At 73.1% G+C, this 19,853-nt stretch carries 16 protein-coding genes; 13 read left to right on the top strand and 3 right to left on the bottom strand.

What is annotated here, in order from left to right; genetic code table 11:
* Positions 1-42: 42 nt before the first annotated feature.
* The 4 genes from AB0O29_RS07410 to AB0O29_RS07395 all read left to right on the top strand — a co-directional run bounded on the left by AB0O29_RS07410 (position 43) and on the right by AB0O29_RS07395 (position 3,664).
* Positions 43-843: an SDR family oxidoreductase gene (locus AB0O29_RS07410; protein ID WP_365147506.1), complete on the top strand. Its 801-nt coding sequence runs from the start codon at positions 43-45 to the stop codon at positions 841-843.
* Between the two features lie 11 nt (positions 844-854).
* Positions 855-1,763, top strand: a complete 909-nt coding sequence (locus AB0O29_RS07405) for an SDR family oxidoreductase (protein ID WP_365147503.1) — start codon at positions 855-857, stop codon at positions 1,761-1,763.
* Positions 1,764-2,233: 470 nt separating this feature from the next.
* Positions 2,234-2,899 carry a DUF4360 domain-containing protein gene (locus tag AB0O29_RS07400; RefSeq protein ID WP_365147500.1) on the top strand — a complete coding sequence of 222 codons (666 nt, stop codon included), beginning with the start codon at positions 2,234-2,236 and terminating at the stop codon, positions 2,897-2,899.
* Positions 2,900-2,986: 87 nt separating this feature from the next.
* On the top strand, positions 2,987-3,664 hold the full coding sequence (locus AB0O29_RS07395) for a DUF4360 domain-containing protein (RefSeq protein ID WP_365147605.1): 678 nt from the start codon (positions 2,987-2,989) through the stop codon (positions 3,662-3,664).
* Positions 3,665-3,826: 162 nt separating this feature from the next.
* Here the strand turns inward: AB0O29_RS07395 and AB0O29_RS07390 are convergent, their stop codons facing one another.
* Complete coding sequence (locus AB0O29_RS07390; protein WP_365147497.1) at positions 3,827-4,504, bottom strand: HAD family acid phosphatase; 678 nt, start codon at positions 4,502-4,504, stop codon at positions 3,827-3,829.
* Between the two features lie 221 nt (positions 4,505-4,725).
* On the opposite strand from AB0O29_RS07390, the gene AB0O29_RS07385 reads away from it, so the two are divergent.
* The 5 genes from AB0O29_RS07385 to pepN all read left to right on the top strand — a co-directional run bounded on the left by AB0O29_RS07385 (position 4,726) and on the right by pepN (position 10,572).
* Positions 4,726-5,544 (top strand): serine protease, encoded by an 819-nt coding sequence (locus AB0O29_RS07385; protein ID WP_365147495.1) that lies wholly within the window; start codon positions 4,726-4,728, stop codon positions 5,542-5,544.
* 186 nt (positions 5,545-5,730) lie between these two features.
* Positions 5,731-6,387, top strand: a complete 657-nt coding sequence (locus AB0O29_RS07380) for a response regulator transcription factor (RefSeq protein ID WP_365147492.1) — start codon at positions 5,731-5,733, stop codon at positions 6,385-6,387.
* Between the two features lie 6 nt (positions 6,388-6,393).
* Complete coding sequence (locus AB0O29_RS07375) at positions 6,394-7,542, top strand: histidine kinase (RefSeq protein ID WP_365147489.1); 1,149 nt, start codon at positions 6,394-6,396, stop codon at positions 7,540-7,542.
* A gap of 77 nt (positions 7,543-7,619) precedes the next feature.
* Positions 7,620-7,958 (top strand): chorismate mutase, encoded by a 339-nt coding sequence (locus AB0O29_RS07370; RefSeq protein WP_365147486.1) that lies wholly within the window; start codon positions 7,620-7,622, stop codon positions 7,956-7,958.
* A gap of 112 nt (positions 7,959-8,070) precedes the next feature.
* Positions 8,071-10,572: an aminopeptidase N gene (gene pepN / locus AB0O29_RS07365; protein WP_365147483.1), complete on the top strand. Its 2,502-nt coding sequence runs from the start codon at positions 8,071-8,073 to the stop codon at positions 10,570-10,572.
* On the opposite strand, the gene AB0O29_RS07360 is transcribed toward pepN, so the two are convergent.
* Positions 10,569-12,398 carry a hypothetical protein gene (locus tag AB0O29_RS07360; RefSeq protein WP_365147480.1) on the bottom strand — a complete coding sequence of 610 codons (1,830 nt, stop codon included), beginning with the start codon at positions 12,396-12,398 and terminating at the stop codon, positions 10,569-10,571. The two genes, pepN and AB0O29_RS07360, sit on opposite strands and share 4 nt — an antisense overlap.
* Positions 12,399-12,716: 318 nt before the next feature.
* Between AB0O29_RS07360 and AB0O29_RS07355 the strand changes: the two genes are divergently transcribed.
* The gene (locus tag AB0O29_RS07355) at positions 12,717-14,090 is read left to right on the top strand and encodes an aminotransferase class V-fold PLP-dependent enzyme (RefSeq protein WP_365147602.1); all 1,374 of its coding nucleotides are present in this window, start codon (positions 12,717-12,719) and stop codon (positions 14,088-14,090) included.
* Complete coding sequence (locus AB0O29_RS07350; RefSeq protein WP_365147477.1) at positions 14,087-15,496, top strand: SidA/IucD/PvdA family monooxygenase; 1,410 nt, start codon at positions 14,087-14,089, stop codon at positions 15,494-15,496. Before AB0O29_RS07355 ends, AB0O29_RS07350 begins: the two co-directional genes overlap by 4 nt.
* A gap of 58 nt (positions 15,497-15,554) precedes the next feature.
* On the opposite strand, the gene AB0O29_RS07345 is transcribed toward AB0O29_RS07350, so the two are convergent.
* Positions 15,555-17,360, bottom strand: coding sequence for a 5'-nucleotidase C-terminal domain-containing protein (locus AB0O29_RS07345; RefSeq protein ID WP_365147474.1), 1,806 nt, complete (start codon positions 17,358-17,360; stop codon positions 15,555-15,557).
* 153 nt (positions 17,361-17,513) lie between these two features.
* Between AB0O29_RS07345 and AB0O29_RS07340 the strand changes: the two genes are divergently transcribed.
* Entirely contained in the window at positions 17,514-18,233 is a 720-nt protein-coding gene (locus AB0O29_RS07340) for an SIMPL domain-containing protein (RefSeq protein WP_365147471.1), read from the top strand.
* A 156-nt stretch (positions 18,234-18,389) separates the two neighbouring features.
* Positions 18,390-19,817, top strand: coding sequence for a pyruvate kinase (pyk, locus tag AB0O29_RS07335; RefSeq protein WP_365147469.1), 1,428 nt, complete (start codon positions 18,390-18,392; stop codon positions 19,815-19,817).
* The last annotated feature ends 36 nt before the right edge of the window (positions 19,818-19,853 follow it).

Genomic DNA, 19,853 nt, shown 5'->3' with positions numbered 1-19,853 from the left:
CCTTTCCACCAAACATTTGTTAGGTGAGGAAGGTAGCAGCCGATGGAGCTCAAGGGGAGGGTCGTGGTCGTCACCGGCGGAACCCGGGGCGTCGGCGCCGGGATCGCCCGCTCGTTCCTCGCGGCCGGGGCCGAGGTCGCCGTCTGCGCCCGGCGCCCGCCGGACCGGCCGGTGGCGGAGGGCGGCCGGGAGGCCGCCTTCACCTCCGTGGACCTGCGCGACCCGGCCGCCGTCGGGGAGTTCCTCGACGGGGTCGCGGGGCGGTACGGGCGGCTCGACTGCCTGGTCAACAACGCGGGCGGGACCCCGTACCGGCTGCTGGGGGAGGGCGGTGCGCAGCGGCACGCGCGGGTCGTCGCCCTCAACCTGGTGGCGCCGATGACGGCCTCGCTGGCCGCCTACCCGTGGCTGCGCGAGAGCCGGGGCTCGGTGGTGATGATCGGCAGCGTCAGCGGGACCCGCCCCTCGCCGGGCACGGCTGCGTACGGAGCGGCCAAGGCGGGCCTGGAGAACCTGGCCCGCTCGATGGCCGTCGAGTGGGCCCCCGAGGTACGGGTCAACTCCCTCGTCCTCGGCATGGTCCGCACGGAGCTGTCGCACCTGCACTACGGGGACGCGGCGGGCGTCGCGGCCGTCGCCGCCACCGTCCCGCTGGGCCGTCTGGCCGAGCCCGCGGACGTGGGGGAGGCGGCGGTGTTCCTGGCCTCGGACCGGGCGGCGTACGTGAGCGGGGCCAGCCTGCTGGTGCACGGGGGCGGGGAACGCCCGGCGTTCCTGGCGGCGTCGACGGCCAACCGGGCGGACGGGGCGGGCGGGGTACGGACGGACGGGGATCGACTGTGAGGAGAGCGGGCATGGGCATCGTGGACGGACGTGTGGTCATCGTGACGGGCGCCGGCCGGGGGCTGGGCCGGGCCCACGCCCTGGCCTTCGCGGCGGAGGGGGCGCGGGTCGTCGTCAACGACCTCGGGGTCGGACTCGACGGCCTCCCCGAACCCGGCGGACCGGCCGCCCTCGTGGTGGAGGAGATCCGGGCGCTGGGCGGCGAGGCGGTGGCGCACGGCGGGGACGTGGCCACCACCGAGGGGGCCGACTCGCTGGTGGCCTGCGCCCTGGACGCCTTCGGTCGGCTGGACACCCTGGTCAACAACGCCGGGTTCCTGCGGGACCGGATGCTGGTCAACCTCGGGGAGGAGGACTGGGACGCGGTGATGCGGGTCCACCTCAAGGGCCACTTCCTGCCGCTGCGGGCGGCGGCCGCCTGGTGGCGGGCCGAGGCGAAGGCCGGCCGGCCGGTCGCGGCCCGGGTCGTCAACACCTCCTCGGGCGCGGGGCTGCTGGGCTCCGTGGGCCAGGGCAACTACAGCGCGGCCAAGGCGGGGATCCTCGGGCTGACGCTGGTGGCGGCGGCGGAGATGGGCCGGTACGGGGTCCAGGTCAACGCCGTCGCCCCGGCGGCGCGGACCCGGATGACGGAGGAGACCTTCGCGGCGACGATGGCCGCCCCGGAGGCGGGGGCCTTCGACGCCATGGCGCCGGAGAACGTGTCCCCGCTGGTGGTGTGGCTGGGCGCGGAGGCGTCCGCCGGGGTGACGGGGCGGGTGTTCGAGGCGGAGGGCGGGCGGATCACGGTGATGGAGGGCTGGCGGCCGGGCCCCACCGCCGACCGCGGGTCCCGCTGGACGCCGGGGGAGGCGGGGGAGGTCGCCGCCAAGCTCCTGGCCGCGTCGCGGCCGCCGCTCCCGGCGTACGGATCCCGCTAGCGGGCGGGTGCCGGGTGCCGCTGCGCGGAGCGTGTCCCCGCCCCGCCCTTTCTCCGTTTCCCGGGGCGGGCCCCGGACCCCGTACGTGCGCTTCGCGCCCGTGCGCTCAATCGCCGCGCGGGCTGGAATTTCGCTGCGCGAAATCCAGCCCCGCCGGCGTTTGAGGCGCGGGGTCCGGGGCGGAGCCCCGGGGAACGGGCGAAGGGTGGGTAGGGGATCTCGCCCCGCGCAGCGGTGCCCGGGCCCCGGGTTCCGGACATCCCGGGGTGCGGCGGGGGAGGCCCGCGCGGCACGCGCACTCCGCCGACCGGCCCGGGGGCCGGCGACCGGTCGCCGAATCCGGCCAGCCGGTACGGACCGAAGCCCCCGCGCCCCCCGTTGGCCGTATCGAACCCTCCCCCACCCAGCGGCAGCGTGGTGGCATGTGCATGCCCAAACCGGGCTCCCCTCCGCACGAACGGAGACCCCTCATGCCCCTCCGCAGAATCGCGCTCGGCGCCGCCGTCACGGCCCTGACGGCCCTCGCCGGCCCCGCCCCCGCCCACGCGGGGACCCCGTCCGACACCCCCACCGTCCCCCCGCCCGGCCGCGTCACCGTCGAGGTCGCCGGGGTCAACGGCTCCGGCTGCCCCCAGGGGACCGCCGGCGTCGCCGCCGCCTCCGACAACACGGCCTTCACCGTCACCTACAGCGACTACCTCGCCCAGACGGGCGCCGGCTCCGGCGGGACGGACTTCCGCAAGAACTGCCAGCTGGCCCTGCGCATCCACGTCCCGCAGGGGTTCACGTACGCCATCGCCCGCGCCGACTACCGCGGCTTCGCCCACCTCCAGCGCGGCGCCTACGGCCAGGAACGCGCGAACTACTACTTCCAGGGCAGCGCCCAGACGGCCCGCAGCACCCACCAGTTCAACGGCCCCCTCACCGACAACTGGCAGGCGAGCGACCAGACCGACTACGCCGACCTGGTCTGGGCCCCCTGCGGCGAGGAGCGCAACCTCAACGTCAACACCGAACTGCGGGTCTACGCCGGCACCTCGGGCTCGCAGAACCTCAGCTTCATGAGCATGGACTCGACGGACGGCAGCGTCAGCACGGTCTACCACTTCGAGTGGAAGGAGTGCCCCGCGGCCTGACGCGGGGTTCCCCCAGTCGCAGGAGGCCCCGGCCCCAGGCCGGGACCCAGGAGCCAGGAGTCAGGAGTGACACCGATGTCCCCTCGCCTGTCCCGCACCCTGCTCACCGCCGGTGCGGCCGCCGCCCTCATCGCGACGTCCGCCCCCGCGGGGGCCGCGGCCCCGGACGGCGCCGGCCGTCCGCGGATCACCGTCCCGCCCGACAAGATCGTGATCGAGCTCGCCACCGTGAACGGCTCCGGCTGCCGCGAGGGCACCGCCGAAGTGGCCGTGGCCCCCGACAACACGGCCTTCACCGTCACCTACAGCGACTACCTCGCCCAGGTCGGCCCGGGCGCCCCGCCCACGGCCTTCCGCAAGAACTGCCAGCTCAACCTGCGCGTCCACGTGCCGTCCGGGTTCACCTACGCGATCGTCCAGGCGGACTACCGGGGGTTCGCGTTCCTCCAGCCCGGAGCCTCGGGCCAGGAGAGGGCGAACTACTACTTCCAGGGGATGCCGCAGACCACCCAGCGCACCCACACCTTCAACGGACCGCTGAACGACAACTGGCAGACCAGCGACAAGACCGACTACGCGGACCTGGTCTGGGCCCCCTGCGGAGAGAAGCGCAACTTCAACATCAACACCGAGCTGCGGGTGAACGCCGGCACCTCGAACCCGCAGACGACCACCAGTTTCATGGCCATGGACTCCACCGACACCAGCGTCAGCACGCTCTACCACCTGGCCTGGCAGACCTGCCCGGCGCCGAAGACGCCGTGACGGCGTGAGGGTGTGACCGGCTGAGAAACGGGCGACGGGCCCGGCCCCCTGGCGAGGGGCCGGGCCCGGCACTCGTGCGATGGGGTATGACTACCCGCCGCGGCGGCGTCGCGAAACCGGTGTCCCGAACCGTTTCGGCGAACGGATCCGCGGGCGCCGGGGTCAGGACAGCTTGCCGCCGTAGTCCGGGAGCTTGACGGTGCGCTCGGCGTGGCCGCCGACCAGGTCGCTCTCGTTGTTCCCGATGTTGGCGATGATCGTGTAGCCGCGCGCCTCGATCTCGGCGCGCTTGGCCGTCTTGTAGGCGCTGACCTGGCCGAACAGGGCCGGCAGGTCGCGGACGTACAGCCCGGTCACCGGGTAGCCGACCGCCTTCAGGTTCCGCTCGGTCAGGGAGTAGACGATCCCCGGGCGGGCGGTGACGAAGAAGATCGCGACCCCGCGCTCGTTGGCGTACTGCGTCAGCGCGCGGACCTTCTCGATCGCCGGGGTCGGGAACGTCCAGAACCAGTGGAAGTCCGTCTCCAGGGAGGAGTTGTCGATGTCCAGCACGATGGCGGGCTTCTCGCCGGCCGGGGAGGCCGCGATCCGCTGCTCGATGGCGGGGCGGGCGGCGTCGACCACGGCGGCCACGTCGCGCTGCCAGGTGGCGTAGTCGATGCCGAGGATCGCCGCGTTGCCGCCCGGAGCCGAGGCCGTGACCGCCGCGGGAGCGGACGCGGGCGCGGCGGCGGGGGCCGCGGCGGCGGCGCCGGCCGGCAGCAGGGTCATCACGGCGGCCGCCGCGGCCACGGTGGCGGCGGCGGTACGGGACGTGCGGGTGCGGCGGGTGCTGCGCATGTGGGGGCGCTCCTCGGAACAGCTCGGCAGGCATGCGGGCTTGGCATGTACGTGCCCAGGGTTGGCCAGAATCCCACCCGTGTCTACTGGCCGGTAGGAAACTTTTCGTGGCCGTGGGGTGAATCCCCGTCACGGCGCCGCGCGGCGGCGGGGGATTGTCCGAAAAGGCGTCCTTGTTGCCGTCGCGGCCACCGATGTGTCATGGACTCGTCATTCATCGGATGGCACGCACAGCCCAACCCCCCACGAAAGGCAGTGTGTTGACCGTGTCCACCCTTGCCAAAATCCTCAAGCGCGGCCTCGCCGTCGGCGCCGTCGCCCTCGCCGCCGTCAGCCTCCAGCCCACCGGCGCCAGCGCCTCCCCGACCCCCGTCGTCGGCGGCACCCGCGCCGCCCAGGGCGAGTTCCCCTTCATGGTCCGCCTCTCCATGGGCTGCGGCGGCGCCCTCTACACCCAGCAGATCGTCCTCACCGCCGCCCACTGCGTGAACGGATCCGGCAACAACACCTCCATCACCGCCACCGCCGGCGTCGTCGACCTCCAGAGCAGCAGCGCGATCAAGGTCAAGTCCACCAAGGTGCTCCAGGCCCCCGGCTACAACGGCCAGGGCAAGGACTGGGCCCTCATCAAGCTCGCCCAGCCGATCAACCTCCCCACCCTGAAGATCGCCGACACCAAGGCCTACGACAACGGCACCTTCACCGTCGCCGGCTGGGGCGCCGCCCGCGAAGGCGGGGCCCAGCAGCGCTACCTCCTCAAGGCCACCGTCCCCTTCGTCTCCGACGCCGCCTGCCAGGCCGCCTACGGCAGCTCCCTCGTCCCCTCCGACGAGATCTGCGCCGGCTACGACCAGGGCGGCACCGACACCTGCCAGGGCGACTCCGGCGGCCCCATGTTCCGCCGCGACAACAACAACGCCTGGATCCAGGTCGGCATCGTCAGCTGGGGCGAGGGCTGCGCCCGCGCCGGGTACCCCGGGGTCTACTCCGAGGTCTCCACCTTCGCCGCCGACATCCGCAGCGCCGCCGCCGGCCTGTAACCACCGCACAGCGGCCCCACCCACCCACCTCGCCCTTCCGGCCGGACCCGACCCGGCCGGAAGGGCGAGCCCCCGGCCGTCCGGTTGCGCCCCGCCCCACCCCCGGGTCCCATGGGACGGGGACACCCCGGCGCCCGCCGGGGCGGACCCACCGGCGGCAGCGGGCGACAGTGGGGCAGGCGGCGCATGACGATCAGAGTGGTCATCGCGGACGACCAGGACATGGTCAGGACCGGCTTCCGGATGATCCTCGAGAGCCAGCCCGACATCGAGGTCGTCGCCGACGCCCCCGACGGACAGGCCGCCCTCGACGCCGTCGCAGCCCACCGCCCCGACGTCCTCCTCCTCGACATCCGCATGCCCCGCCTCGACGGCCTGGAGGTCACCCGCCGCCTCTCCGGCCGGGACACCCCCCGCATCGTCATCGTCACCACCTTCGACCTCGACGAGTACGTCCACGCGGCCCTCCACGGCGGCGCCTCCGGCTTCCTCCTCAAGGACGCCAGCCCCGCCATGCTGGTCGAGGCCGTACGCGCCGCCGCCGCCGGAGACGCCCTCGTCTCACCCGCCATCACCGTCCGCCTGCTGCGCGAGATGGCCCCCCGCATGGCCGGAGCCCAGGCCGCCCGCCGCCCCTCCGAACCCCTCACCGAACGCGAACAGGACGTCGTGCGCTGCCTCGCCCGCGGGCTGACCAACGCCGAGATCGCCGCCGAGCTGTACGTCTCCCTGTCCACCGTCAAGAGCCACCTGGCCAACGTCCAAGCCAAGATCACCGCCCGCAACCGCGTCGAGATCGCCGCCTGGGCCTGGGAGACCGGCCTCGCCGCCACCACCCCCTGAACCCCCGTGAGCCCCCTCGCCTCCTGGGCCCGCCGCCACCCGCGCGCCGCCGGCGGCATCCGGCTGCTGTTCTCCGTGCTCCTGCTGGCCCTCGTCTCCTTCGAAGGCGTCGTCCTGGCCCGCCAGCCCAGCGCCCCGCACGCCGCCGTCTGGGCCTCCGGCGTCCTCGTCTGCCTCAGCGCCGCCCCCTGGCCCGGCCTGCCCCTCCTCGCCCGCGCCTGGTTCGCCGCCGCCACCACCTGGACCGTCACCCTCCTGCTCGTCCTCGGCGACCGGCCCACCGTCGTCTGGGGCGCCGGCGAGGCCGTCGCCCTCCTCGTCCTCCTCTCCCAGGTCCTGCTGCGGGCCCGCGCCCGCACCGCCGCCGTCCTCGGCCCCCTCCTCGGCCTCGGCTGCATGGCCGTACCCGTGCGCGACAGCGACCCCGGCCGCTTCACCCTCCTCTTCTCCGTCCTCACCGTCGTCGTCACCGCCTACTCGCTCCTGCTGCGCCTCCAGTCCGTCCAGCGGCTGCGCGAACTGCAGGCCGTACGCACCGCCGAACGCCTCGAACTCGCCCGCGAACTCCACGACCTCGTCGCCCACCACGTCACCGGCATCGTCGTCGAGGCCCGCGCCGCCCGCTTCACCCGCGTCACCGCCGAACGCGCCGCCGAGGTCCTCGGCCGCATCGAGACCGCCGGCGACGAGGCCCTCGGCTCCATGCGCCGCCTCGTCCGGATCCTCCGCGAGGACGACGGCACCCCCACGGCCCCCGCCACCGCCCCCGTCGCCGGCCTCGCCGACATCCGCGACCTCGCCCGCCGCTTCGCCGGACCGCCCGTCGTCCTCTACATCGAGCAGGGCCTCGACGACCGCGTCCCCGGCGACGTCGCCGCCACCGCCCACCGCATCGTCCTCGAAGCCCTCACCAACATCGGCAAACACGCCGCCACCGCCACCGCCGTCCGCATCGGCCTGCGCACCGTCCCCGCAGGCCTCGAAGTCCGCGTCGCCGACGACGGCGGACACCCCGCCCGGCTCTCCGAGAAGGCCCGGGGCGGCGGCTACGGACTCGCCGGGATGACCGAACGCGCCGAAGCCCTCGGCGGCCGCCTCACCGCCGGCCCCGCCCCCGAAGGCGGCTGGCTCGTCACCGCCACCCTGCCCCTGTGAACCACCGCCGCGCCGCCCGTCTCACCCAGCGACATACCAGCGGTGACACGCCCGACCGCCACGTAAGCTCGTCGACCATGAACACCAGCGACCGCGACAGCGGCACCGACCCCGACGCGATCGACGAGAACGTCACCGCCGAACTGGCCCGCCTGCGCGACAGCATCGACAACATCGACGCGGCCGTGGTCCACATGCTCGCCGAACGCTTCAAGTGCACCCAGCAGGTCGGCCACCTCAAGGCCCGCCACCAGCTGCCGCCCGCCGACCCGAACCGCGAGGCCAGCCAGATCGCCCGGCTGCGCCAGCTCGCCGAGAACGCCAAGCTCGACCCGGCCTTCGCCGAGAAGCTCCTCAACTTCATCATCGCCGAGGTCATCCGCCACCACGAGACCATCGCCGCCGGCGAGGAGTGACCGGCCCGGGGGCGGGCGACCCCGCCCGCCCCCCGCCCTTCCCCGCCCTTCCCCGCCCTTCCCCGCCCGAATCGGCCTAGGACGGCGGCGGCCCATCCGGCAGCATGGCCCCATGTCCGCACTGACGCGCAACGAAGCGCAGCTCCGAGCCCAGCTCCTCGACGTCCACCACTACGCCGTCACCCTCGACCTCACCACCGGCGACGAGACCTTCGAGTCCACCACCGTCATCCGCTTCAGCGCCCGCACCCCCGCGGACACCTTCGTGGAACTGAAGCCGGAGGAACTGCGCTCCGCCACGCTCGACGGCCGGCCCCTCGACCCCGCCGGCCTCACCGGCAACCGCCTCCCGCTCACCGGCCTGGCCGAAGGCCCCCACGAGCTGCGCGTCGACGCCCGCATGCGCTACTCCCGCACCGGCGAGGGCCTCCACCGCTTCACCGACCCCGCCGACGGCGAGACGTACGTCTACACCCAGATGTTCATGGACGACGTCCAGCGCGTCTTCCCCGCCTTCGACCAGCCCGACCTCAAGGCCGTCTTCGAGTTCACCGTCACCGCCCCCGCCCACTGGACCGTCCTCGCCAACGGCACCACCACCCGCACCGGCGACCGCGAAGGCGACGGCGCCGGCGTCTGGACCTCCGCCCCCACCCCCGTCATCTCCACCTACCTCGCCGCCGTCGCCGCCGGCCCCTGGCACAGCGTCACCACCGAACACGCCGGACTCCCCTTCGGCATCCACTGCCGCAAGTCCCTCGCCCCCCACCTCGACGCCGACGCCGACGAGATCCTCTCCGTCACCACCGCCTGCTACGACCGCTACCACGAGAAGTTCACCGAGCCCTACCCCTTCGACTCCTACGACCAGGCCTTCGTCCCCGAGTTCAACGCCGGCGCCATGGAGAACCCCGGCCTGGTCACCTTCCGCGACGAGTTCGTCTTCCGCTCAGCCGTCACCGACACCGAACGCCAGCGCCGCGCCATGGTCATCGCCCACGAGATGGCCCACATGTGGTTCGGCGACCTCGTCACCCTCGCCTGGTTCGACGACATCTGGCTCAACGAGTCCTTCGCCGAGTACATGGGCTACCAGACCCTCACCGAAGCCACCCGCTTCACCGGCACCTGGACCGAGTTCGGCATGGAACGCAAGCCCTGGGGCTACGCCGCCGACCAGCGCCCCTCCACCCACCCCGTCGCCCCCGGCCCCGACGACGTCCCCGACACCGCCTCGGCCCTCCTCAACTTCGACGGCATCTCCTACGCCAAGGGCGCCTCCGCCCTGCGCCAGCTCGTCGCCTGGCTCGGCGAGAAGGACTTCCTCGCCGGCATCAACACCCACTTCGCCCGGCACAAGTTCGCCAACGCCACCCTCGCCGACTTCGTGGACTCCCTCGCCGCCCACACCGACCGCGACGTCCACGCCTGGGCCGACATCTGGCTGCGCACCACCGGGATCGACACCCTCACCCCCCGCATCCAGGAGAGCACCGGCGGCTGGACCCTCACCGTCGACCGCCACGGCAGCCGCCCCCACCGGATCACCGCCGGCACCTACACCCGCGCCGCCGACGGCCTCCTGGACCGCACCGACCTCCTCGACCTCGACGTCCCCAGCGACGAGGTCCTCTCCGGCTCCGGCCCCCGCCCCGACCTCCTCGTCCTCAACGACGGCGACCTCAGCTACGCCAAGGTCCGCCTCGATACGACCTCCCTCGAAACCGCCCTGCGCGGCCTCTCCCGCATCCCCGACCCGCTCACCCGCGCCGTCGTCTGGGGCTCCCTGCGCGACATGGTCCGCGACGGCGAACTCGAACCCGCCGCCTACCTCGCCACCGCCGAGGCCCACCTCCCCGACGAGAGCGACCTCGCCGTCGTCCAGGGCGTCCTCGCCTTCGCCCGCCACCAGGTGGCCGACCTCTACACCGCCCCGAGCGCACGCACCGCAGCCCTCGCCACCCTCACCACCATCGCCCGCGACCTCCTGCGCCGCACCGAGGACGGCACCGAACCCGGCCTGCGCCTCGCCGCCGTCCGCGCCTTCATCGACAGCGCCACCCAGCCCGACACCATCGCCGCCTGGCTCGCCGACGGCACCGTCACCGGCGGCCCCGAACTCGACCCCGAGCTCAGCTGGCGCATCCTCGCCCGCCTCGCCGTCCTCGGCGCCGTCGACGAGGACGCCATCGACGCCGCCCTCGCCGCCGACCCCAGCGCCACCGGCCAGCAGGGCGCCGCCCGCTGCCGCGCCGCCCTGCCCACCCCCGAGGCCAAGGCCGCCGCCTGGCAGCGCCTCTTCCAGGACGACACCCTGTCCAACTACCTGTTCAGCGCCACCGCCCAGGGCTTCTGGCAGCCCGAACAGACCGAACTCGTACGGGACTACGTCGCCCGCTACTACCCCGAGGCGATCGCCGTCGGAGCCCGCCGCGGCCCCGCCATCGGCGAGGCCGCCGGCCGCTGGGCCTTCCCCGTCCACCACGCCGACGAGGCCAACCTCCGGGCCGGCCACGCCGCCCTGGAGGACCCGGAGGTCATCCCGATGCTGCGCCGCGTCCTCGTCGACCAGCTCGACGACCTGGCCCGCACCCTGCGCGTGCGCGGGGCCTAACGGATACAGCCGACGATCCGCACCGACACCTGGGCACTGGCCGTCAGCCCGCTGTCCGGGTCGGTCGCGGTGAACACCAGCGGATACGTCCCGTCGGGCAGCAGCGGCACCAGGAAGCCGCCCGACGGGCCCGCCCCCACCGCCACCGGGCCGTTCGGGCCCTTCAGCCGCCAGGACGTGTACTGCGGATCGGTGAGGGCCCGGTCACCCGGCCGGGTCCGCGCCGAGGCGGAGAACTCCTCCTCGCAGCCCCGCCGCAACTGCCCGCCGCTGCCCGGCTGCCGGATCTCCACCGCCGGGGGCTGCGGCTGCCGCGGGGCGCTCGCCGACGGCTGCGGGTTCCCGCCGTTCGTGGGGCGGCCGGGGGAGGGGGAGTTCGGGGAGCCGGAGGAGGGCGGGGCGCCGTGCCCCGCGGACTGCGACGGTGACGGCGACGGCGAGGGGGACGGGGACGCGGAGGGCGACCCCGAAGCCTGAACGGAAGGGTCCGTCACCCCCGGCACCGACGGGACGTCCGGCCGCCCCACCGACGTCGGCTCCGGCCCCTTCGAGGGCGAGGTGGCCTTCGCGTCGACCGTCGCGCACAGGGCGCTGGCGATCATCGGCTGGGCGTCCGGTACCGAGGACGGCCGGAGCACCTGGTCGTCCCCGCCGTGCGCCTGCGCGTCCAGGTAGACGTTGCCGGTCGAGGTCTCGGCGTCACTGTGCTCGACCCACGCCGAATCGTGGTACAGCCCGCCCTTCTTCTGCTGGTTCACCCCCGTCACGTGCCACTCCCGCACCCGGCCCCCCGACGGCGTACCCGCCACCGCGGGCCCGTTCGTCCCCGCGAACAGCCAGCCGTCGCCGAGATACCGCTGCGGGGCCTCCGGCGCACCGGTCTCGTTGGCCGCCGGGAAGTTGAAACCGCCCCCGAGCAGCAGCCGGCTCTTGGGACAGCTCACCGTCGCCTGCGCGCTGCCGCCCGCCGCGACCGCCACCTGGGCCGTCACCACCGACATGCTCTTCAGCTTCACGCAGACCGGCCGCACCCCGACCGAGAAGTTCGCCTGAGGCGGCGGCGGATCCTTCAGCTGCGTCATGCGCAGCACGTCCGTGGAGTCCCTCAGCGGGAACGGACGGGAACTCAGCTCCGTCCCCGGATTCAGCCTCAGCACGAAATCACTGCCGCCACCGGCGGCACCGCCCGGACCGGGCGCACCCGCCTGGGGCGTCAGCCGGTCCAGCGGAACCGGCGCCACCGGCCGCCCCGGCCGGACCCGGTCGGCCTTGAACTCGGCGCCCACCATCGTGAACCCGTCCGCGCAGTGCGGTGTGGCCTGGGTCGTGGCCGGCACCCCCTTGAACGGGCCCTCGGTCGTCGCGTCGTGAATGCCCTCCGGACCCGCCAGCTTGTTGGACTTGTCCAGGAACGCGTACGTGCTCCACTGGAAATCGAGGTTCCCCTCCACCTCGGGCTTCGCGTTCACGCACAGCGCGTACGAGGTCAGCGTCGACGCCGCGTCACCCGGGTTGAACGCCGAAGCCAGCCACGCACCCCCGATGAAACGGCTGCTCGTCGCGAACCCCGACCCGGCGATCGCGTACCCGCCGCCCAGCGCCGTCTCGTGCGGCAGGCAGCCCGCCACCGTCAGCTGCTCGGCGCCCGCCGGCACCGACACCGACGTGCCGCGCTGGACCACCACCACCGGCCCGGGCCCCTGCGAGGTCCACCACACCCCCGCGCCGGCCGCACCCGCGACCACCACGGCCCCCGCCGCGACCACCGCCGCCGTCTTCCCGCCCACCGCGCCGGCCACCTTCGCCAACACCCCGGATCCAGCCATCGGGCCCCCTCCCGCACCGCACGCGCGCCCCGTGCCGACGGCACTGTAGTACCGCCACGACCTGCCTCCCAGAGCCCGGAAACCCAAGACTTCCCCATCCCGATCCGGCCACCGCCCGCCCCGCCGGCCCACCCTCCACACCCCGCGCCCATACCGTTCGGACGGCCGAAAACCGACCCCCGCCCCCTCCCGACGGTTACCCCATTCGGGTCTGATCGTTGTACCGGCCGGGTGTCCCGCCCGGCCTCGGCCACCGAGCAGCCCCCAGGCCCGCGCACCCCACCCGCCCAGCCCCGGAGGCAAGCCATGACCGCGCCCCTGCCCACGCACCCGCTCGCCGGCGGACCGGGCGGCGCCGACGCCCTGCGGCCCCTCCTCGACACCGTCCTGACCGCCCTGCGCACCGGCGCAGCCGACCGCGGCGGCCCCCTCCCCGCCGGCGGCCCGGACGCCACCGCCGCCCGCGTCCGCACCGCGCTCGGCGACCTGCTCCCCGACCACGGCACCGGCGACCACGAAGCCCTCGCCACCCTCGTCCACACCCTCGCCGCGGGCGCCGCCGACCCCGCCGACCCCCTCTGCGCCGCCCACCTCCACTGCCCGCCGCTCGCCGTCGCCGCAGCCGCCGACCTCGCCGTCAGCGCCCTCAACCCCAGCCTCGACTCCTGGGACCAGGCCCCCGCCGCCTCCGCCGTCGAGGAACTCCTCACCGCCACCCTCGCCGCCGAGCTCTACCCCACCCCCCGGCCCGACGCCCTCCTCACCACCGGCGGCACCGAGTCCAACCAGCTCGCCCTCCTGCTCGCCCGCGAACGCCACGGCCCCCGCCTCACCGTCCTCCACGGCGCCAACGCCCACCACTCCGTCCCCCGCGCCGCCTGGCTCCTCGGCCTGCCCCCCGCCCGCGCCCTCCCCACCCCCGCCGGCACCCTCGACCCCGCCGCCCTCGACGCCGCCCTCGCCACCACCCCCGGGCCCGTCCTCGTCACCGCCACCGCGGGCACCACCGACGCCGGCCTCATCGACCCCCTCCCCGCCCTCGCCGACGTCTGCGACCACCACGGCGCCGAACTCCACGTCGACGCCGCCTACGGCGGAACCCTCGCCCTCAGCCCCCGCCACCGCTCCCGGCTCACCGGCCTCGAACGCGCCCGCTCCATCACCCTCGACCTGCACAAACTCGGCTGGCAGCCGGTCGCCGCAGGCCTCCTCGCCGTCCCCGACACCCGCCTGCTGGCCCCCCTCGCCCACCAGGCCGACTACCTCAACGCCACCGACGACACCGAAGCCGGCCTCCCCGACCTCCTCGGCCGCTCCCTGCGCACCACCCGCCGCCCCGACGCCGTCAAGATCGCCGCCACCCTGCGCTCACTCGGCCGCGACGGCCTGGCCCTCCTCATCGACCGCACCTGCGCCACGGCCGAACGATTCGCCGACCTCCTCGACGCACACCCCCGCTTCGAACTCCACGCCCGCCCCACCCTCACCACCGTCCTCTTCCGACCCACCCCCACGGACGACGACCGGCTCGCCACCCTGCGCCGCACCCTCCTGACCGACGGCACCGCCGTCCTCGGCCGCGCCACCGCCGACGGCCGCCTCTGGCTCAAAGCCACCCTCCTCAACCCCCACACCACGGCCGGGGACCTGGACACCCTCATCGCCCACCTGGAAGGCAGGACCCACCGATGACCGCCCAGCACGATGCACCCCACGACCTCGTCGGAATCGGCATCGGCCCCTTCAACCTCTCCCTCGCCGCCCTCAGCCACGGCCTCCCCGGCCAGGGCGCCGACCGCCTCGCCACCGCCTTCTACGACCAGCGCCGCGACTTCCGCTGGCACCCCGGACTCCTCATCGACGGAGCCACCCTCCAGGTCCCGTTCCTCGCCGACCTCGTCACCCTCGCCGACCCCGCGAGCCCCTGGAGCTTCCTGAACTACCTCAAGCACAAGGAACGGCTCTTCCCCTTCTACTTCGCCGAGCAGTTCCACATCCAGCGCGCCGAGTACGACGCCTACTGCCGCTGGGTCGCCGGCCGCCTGCCCGGACTCCACTTCGGCCACCAGGTCGACGCCGTCCGCTGGAACCCCGAACGCGACCTCTTCGAGGTGGACTACACCCAGCTCGACGCCGACGGCGAGGCCGAGGCCCTCGGCCGCACCTACACCCGCAACCTCGCCCTCGGCATCGGCACCGCCCCCTTCGTCCCCGACCCCCTGCGCCCCCTCGTCGACGCCCCCACCGTCCCCGTCATCCACTCCGCCGACTACCTCGACAACCGCGCCCGCGTCCTCGGCGCCGAACACGTCACCGTCATCGGCTCGGGCCAGTCCGGAGCCGAGGTCTTCCTCGACCTGCTGCGCGCCCGCCCCGTCGGCCGCGAACGCCTCACCTGGCTCGCCCGCACCCCCTCCTTCGCCCCCATGGAGTACTCGAAGCTCGGCCTCGAACACTTCACCCCCGACTACACCCGCTACTTCCACTCCCTGCCCGAACCCGTCCGCGACCGCCTCGTCCCCGCCCAGTGGCAGCTCCACAAGGGCATCGACGCCGCCACCATCGCCGCCATCCACGACGAGCTCTACCGCCGCAGCCTCCACGGCGGCTGGCCCGACACCGTCCTCACCCCCGGGGTCACCGTCCGCACCGCCGGCCGCGTCGCCACCACCAAGGTCGAGCTCCACCTCGAACACCTCCAGCAGGGCAGCCGCTCCCGCCTGACCACCGACGCCGTCGTCCTCGCCACCGGCTACCGGGAACGCCCCCTGACCAGCCTCTTCGCCGGCCTCGACCCCTACATGCGCAAGGACTCCTCCGGCCGCCCCCGCATCGACGACCGCCACCGCATGGTCCTCGACCCCTCCGTCGGCGGCACCGTCTTCGTCCAGAACGGCGAACGCCACACCCACGGCGTCGGCGCCCCCGACCTCGGCCTCGCCGCCTGGCGCAGCGCCGCCATCCTCAACACCCTCACCGGCAAGGAGCCCTACCCCCAGCCCGACCGCACCGCCTTCACCACCTTCGGCCTCGAACAGCGCGAGCACACCCGCCCCCGCCCCGCCGTCGAACTCCTCCCGCTCGTCGACCACCCCTGAACGCGAACGGGGCCGGGACCCGCCACCGCGGATCCCGGCCCCGGACGGAGCGGACGGACTAGAAGACCGGCACCCCGGCCCGCGTCAGCCGCCAGTCCACCGAGGCGAACTGCGCCGGGTCGATCGTCCCCTTCGCCTTCACCCACTGGATGATCGTGGTGCGGATCTCCTCCGAGTTCGACCACAGCTGCTTCGCCTGCGGCACGTGCGGGAAGTTGCCGCCGCCCGACGCCCGGTAGTTGTTCACCGCCAGCACGAACCGTGCCGCCGGATCCACCGGCTTGCCCTGGAAGGACAGCCCCGAGATCCGCGAACCCGTCGGCTGCGCGACGTCGATGTCGTACGACAGCCCGTACAGCGCGTCGTAGTTGTAGTCCGGGGTCGACTCCGCGTTCGTCAGCTTCGCCGGGTCCACCACGTCACCGGGCGCCGTCCGGACGTAGTACTTCGCCGAGTACTCCAGGTAGTCCTTGAGCTGCGCGCCCGTCAGCAGACGCGCCTCCAGGGTGTTCTCGAACGGGTACAGGCCCGCCGCGTCCTTGATGGTCACCTGCCCGGCCGGGATGGACGCCGTCCGCGAGAAGCACGAGGCCTGCGACAGCACCGGCAGCGCCGCCCACTCCGTGCCCGCCAGGGCGCCCTTGACCGTCTCCGCCTGCACGTGGCTGATCAGGTCGATGATCGGGACGTCCTTCACCGGGCCGTCCGCCGAGCTCATCGCCAGCTTCGAGGTGCCGATCACCTGGTTGACGTACGCCACCACCTTGCGGTGCTCGTCCGCCAGCAGGTTCGTGATCTTCGGGTCCTCCGCGGCCGTGTTCGAGTTCAGCACCTTCGCCGACACCTTCGACACCGACCAGCGGCCCCGGTCCCACGCCAGCTCGAAGTCGAACAGGGTCAGCCGCTGACCCCACTTCAGCGGCTCCGACAGCACCACGTCCTTGCCGGTCGCCTTGTTCTTCACCCGGTACTCCGGGATCTCCGTGTGCGCGTGGCCCACCAGGATCGCGTCGATCCCCGGCACCTGCTCGGCCACCAGACCGGCCGCGTTCTCGATGTAGGGCAGCTGGTCACCGTACGAGGACGTACCGCTCGACCCCGAGTGCGCCGAGACGATCACCACGTCCGCGCCCATGGACCGCAGCCGCGGCACGTACTTGGCCGCCTGCTCCTCCAGCCCCGGGAAGGTCATCTTCCCCTGCACGTTCGCCTTGTCCCAGATCGCGATGCCCGGGTTGGTCAGCCCCAGCACCGCCACCTTCACGTCCCGCCCGTGCGGGGTCCGCAGCCGGTGCATGCTGTACGGGGCGAACGCCGGCTTCAGGGTCTTCGCGTCCAGCGCGTTCGCGCCCAGCAGCGGGAAGTGGCACTGCTCCTCGAACTTGCGCAGCACGGGGATGCCGTAGTTGAACTCGTGGTTGCCGATGGCCGCCGCGTCGTAGCCGATCGCGTTCATGGCCTGGGCCATCGGGTGCACCGGACCCCGGCGCGCGGTGATCGGGTCCACCTTGGCGTAGTAGTACGCAAGCTGCGTGCCCTGGATGGTGTCACCGGCGTCGATCAGGAGGGTGTTGCACCGCCCCTTCTCCGTCCGCACCTGGTTCACCAGGGTCGAGATCTTCGCCAGGCCGATGTCGTTGTGCGCCTTGTCGTCGAACTCCTTGTCCGTGAAGTAGTCCCAGTTGAAGACGTTCCCGTGCAGGTCGGTCGTCCCCATCACGGTGAACGAGTACGTCCGCTTCCCCGCCGACGGCGCGGCGGCGGCCGGCGCGGCGGTGGCCGGCGCTGCCGAGGCCCCCGCCAGCGCCACGGCGGCACCCGTCGCGGCCGAAGCCCCCATGAACGTCCTACGGTCGAACCCCATGCCATCTCCCCTAGTCAGGCGTGTGTCAGTACAGCGTCAAAACGCGTGGACAACGCGCGTAGATTCTGACCGATGGGTAACAAGCCGCAACACCCCACCCAGGTTTCGATCCGATGACCAGACCCGAACGGGCGACGGTGCGACAGTGAAACCATGACCCAGGACGCACCGCACGACCCGGCCGCCCACCAGCCCTACGGCACCCCCGAAGTCCCCCGCGTCGCCGTCCGCGGCGAGGCCCGCCTCGAAGTCGACCCCGAGATCGCCCGCATCGGCATCACCGTCACCGCCCGCGGCACCGACCGCCGCAGCGCCCTCGACGACCTCACCCGGCGCAACAACACCGTCCTCGACCTCGTCAAGAGCTACGGCGAACCCGTCGAGAAGCTGGAGACCGGCGCCTTCTCCATCACCCCCGAACTCACCCGCCACGGCCGCGCCGAACGCGTCCGCGCCTACCACGGCACCGTCCACATCACCGCCGAGCTGAACGACTTCACCACCCTCGGCGAACTCACCACCCGCCTCGCCGACCTCGAACTCACCCGCGTCGACGGCCCCTGGTGGGCCCTGCGCCCCACCTCGCCCGCCCACGGCGAAGCCCGCCGCCAGGCCGTCCTCGAAGCCGTCCAGCGCGCCCGCGAATACGCCCGCGCCCTCGGCGCCGAACTCGCCGCCCTCGTCGAACTCGCCGACCTCGGCGCCGAGAACGCCGCCCCCCTCGCCATGGCCGCCCCCGCCGGCGCCTACCGCTCCATGAGCTTCGCCGGAGCCGAGGAGGACACCGCCCCGCCGCTCGATCTCGAACCCCAGCGGCAGACCGTCTACGCCCAGGTGAACGCCCGCTTCACGATGACCCCGCCCCGGCTCTGAAACCCGTACGAAACGCCGAGACGGTGACCCCGTGGGGGTGCTCATCAGAGCACCCCCACGCACATTCAACAAATGTCAACAACCCTTTGCCCAAAGGTTGTTGAGCGGACACGCCCACCTCATTTCCTACCCCTCGGTAGGGCATACGCTCCCCCCATGCGCCGAGCGAAAATCGTATGTACCCTGGGCCCCGCCACCGACTCCTACGACCAGATCAAAGCCCTGGTCGAAGCCGGAATGGACATCGCCCGCTTCAACCTCAGCCACGGCACCTACGCCGAACACGAGGAGCGCTACCAGCGCGTACGCAAGGCCTCCGACGAACTCGGCCGCAGCGTCGGCATCCTCGCCGACCTTCAAGGCCCGAAGATCCGCCTCGGCCGCTTCCACGAAGGACCCGTACTCCTTGAACGCGGAGACGAGTTCACCATCACCGTCGAAGACCACGACGGCGACCGCCACACCTGCGGCACCACCTACAAGGGCCTCGCCGCCGACGTCACCGCCGGCGAACGCATCCTCGTCGACGACGGCCGCGTCACCCTCGAGGTCACCGCCATCGACGGCCCCCGCGTCCACACCCGCGTCATCGAAGGCGGCATGGTCTCCGACCACAAGGGACTCAACCTCCCCGGCGTCGCCGTCTCCGTCCCCGCCCTCTCCGACAAGGACATCGAAGACCTCCGCTGGGCCCTGCGCACCGGCGCCGACGTCATCGCCCTCTCCTTCGTCCGCAGCGGCCGCGACATCGAGGACGTCCACCGCGTCATGGACGAGGAAGGCCGCCGCCTCCCCGTCATCGCGAAGATCGAAAAGCCCCAGGCCGTCGAGAACATCGACGACATCGTCGCCGCCTTCGACGGCATCATGGTCGCCCGCGGCGACCTCGGCGTGGAAATGCCCCTGGAACAGGTCCCCATCGTCCAGAAGCGCGCCGTCAAACTCGCCAAGCGCAACGCCAAGCCCGTCATCGTCGCCACCCAGATGCTCGACTCGATGATCGACAACTCCCGGCCCACCCGCGCCGAGGCCTCCGACGTCGCCAACGCCGTCATCGACGGCACCGACGCCGTCATGCTCTCCGGCGAGACCAGCGTCGGAAAGCACCCCGTCGAAACCGTCCGCACCATGGCCCGCATCGTCGAAGCCGCCGAAGAGGACATCCTCGCCAAGGGCCTCCCGCCGCTGACCGACCGCAACAAGCCCCGCACCCAGGGCGGAGCCGTCGCCCGCGCCGCCGCCGAGATGGGCGACTTCCTCGACGCCAAATACCTCGTCGCCTTCACCCAGAGCGGAGACACCGTCCGCCGGCTCTCCCGCTACCGCTCACCCATCCCCCTCCTCGCCTTCACCCCCGACGCCGCCACCCGCTCCCAGCTCAACCTCACCTGGGGCGTCGAAACCTTCCTCGGCCCCCACGTCGACTCCACCGACGCCATGGTCGCCCAGGTCGAGGAACAGCTCCTGCGCATCGGCCGCTGCCGGCCCGGCGACATCGTCGTCATCACCGCCGGCTCACCCCCCGGCGTCAGCGGCAAGACCAACCTCGTCCGCATCCACCACATCGGCGACCCCGTCCACTGACGCCCGTACACGCGGACACCGCCGCAGCCCCTCACC

The organism is Streptomyces sp. NPDC089915 (genome assembly GCF_040684675.1).
GTDB lineage: Bacteria > Actinomycetota > Actinomycetes > Streptomycetales > Streptomycetaceae > Streptomyces.
The sequence above is the reverse complement of the archived record's forward strand: the minus strand, read 5'-3'. Positions and strand labels throughout refer to the sequence as shown.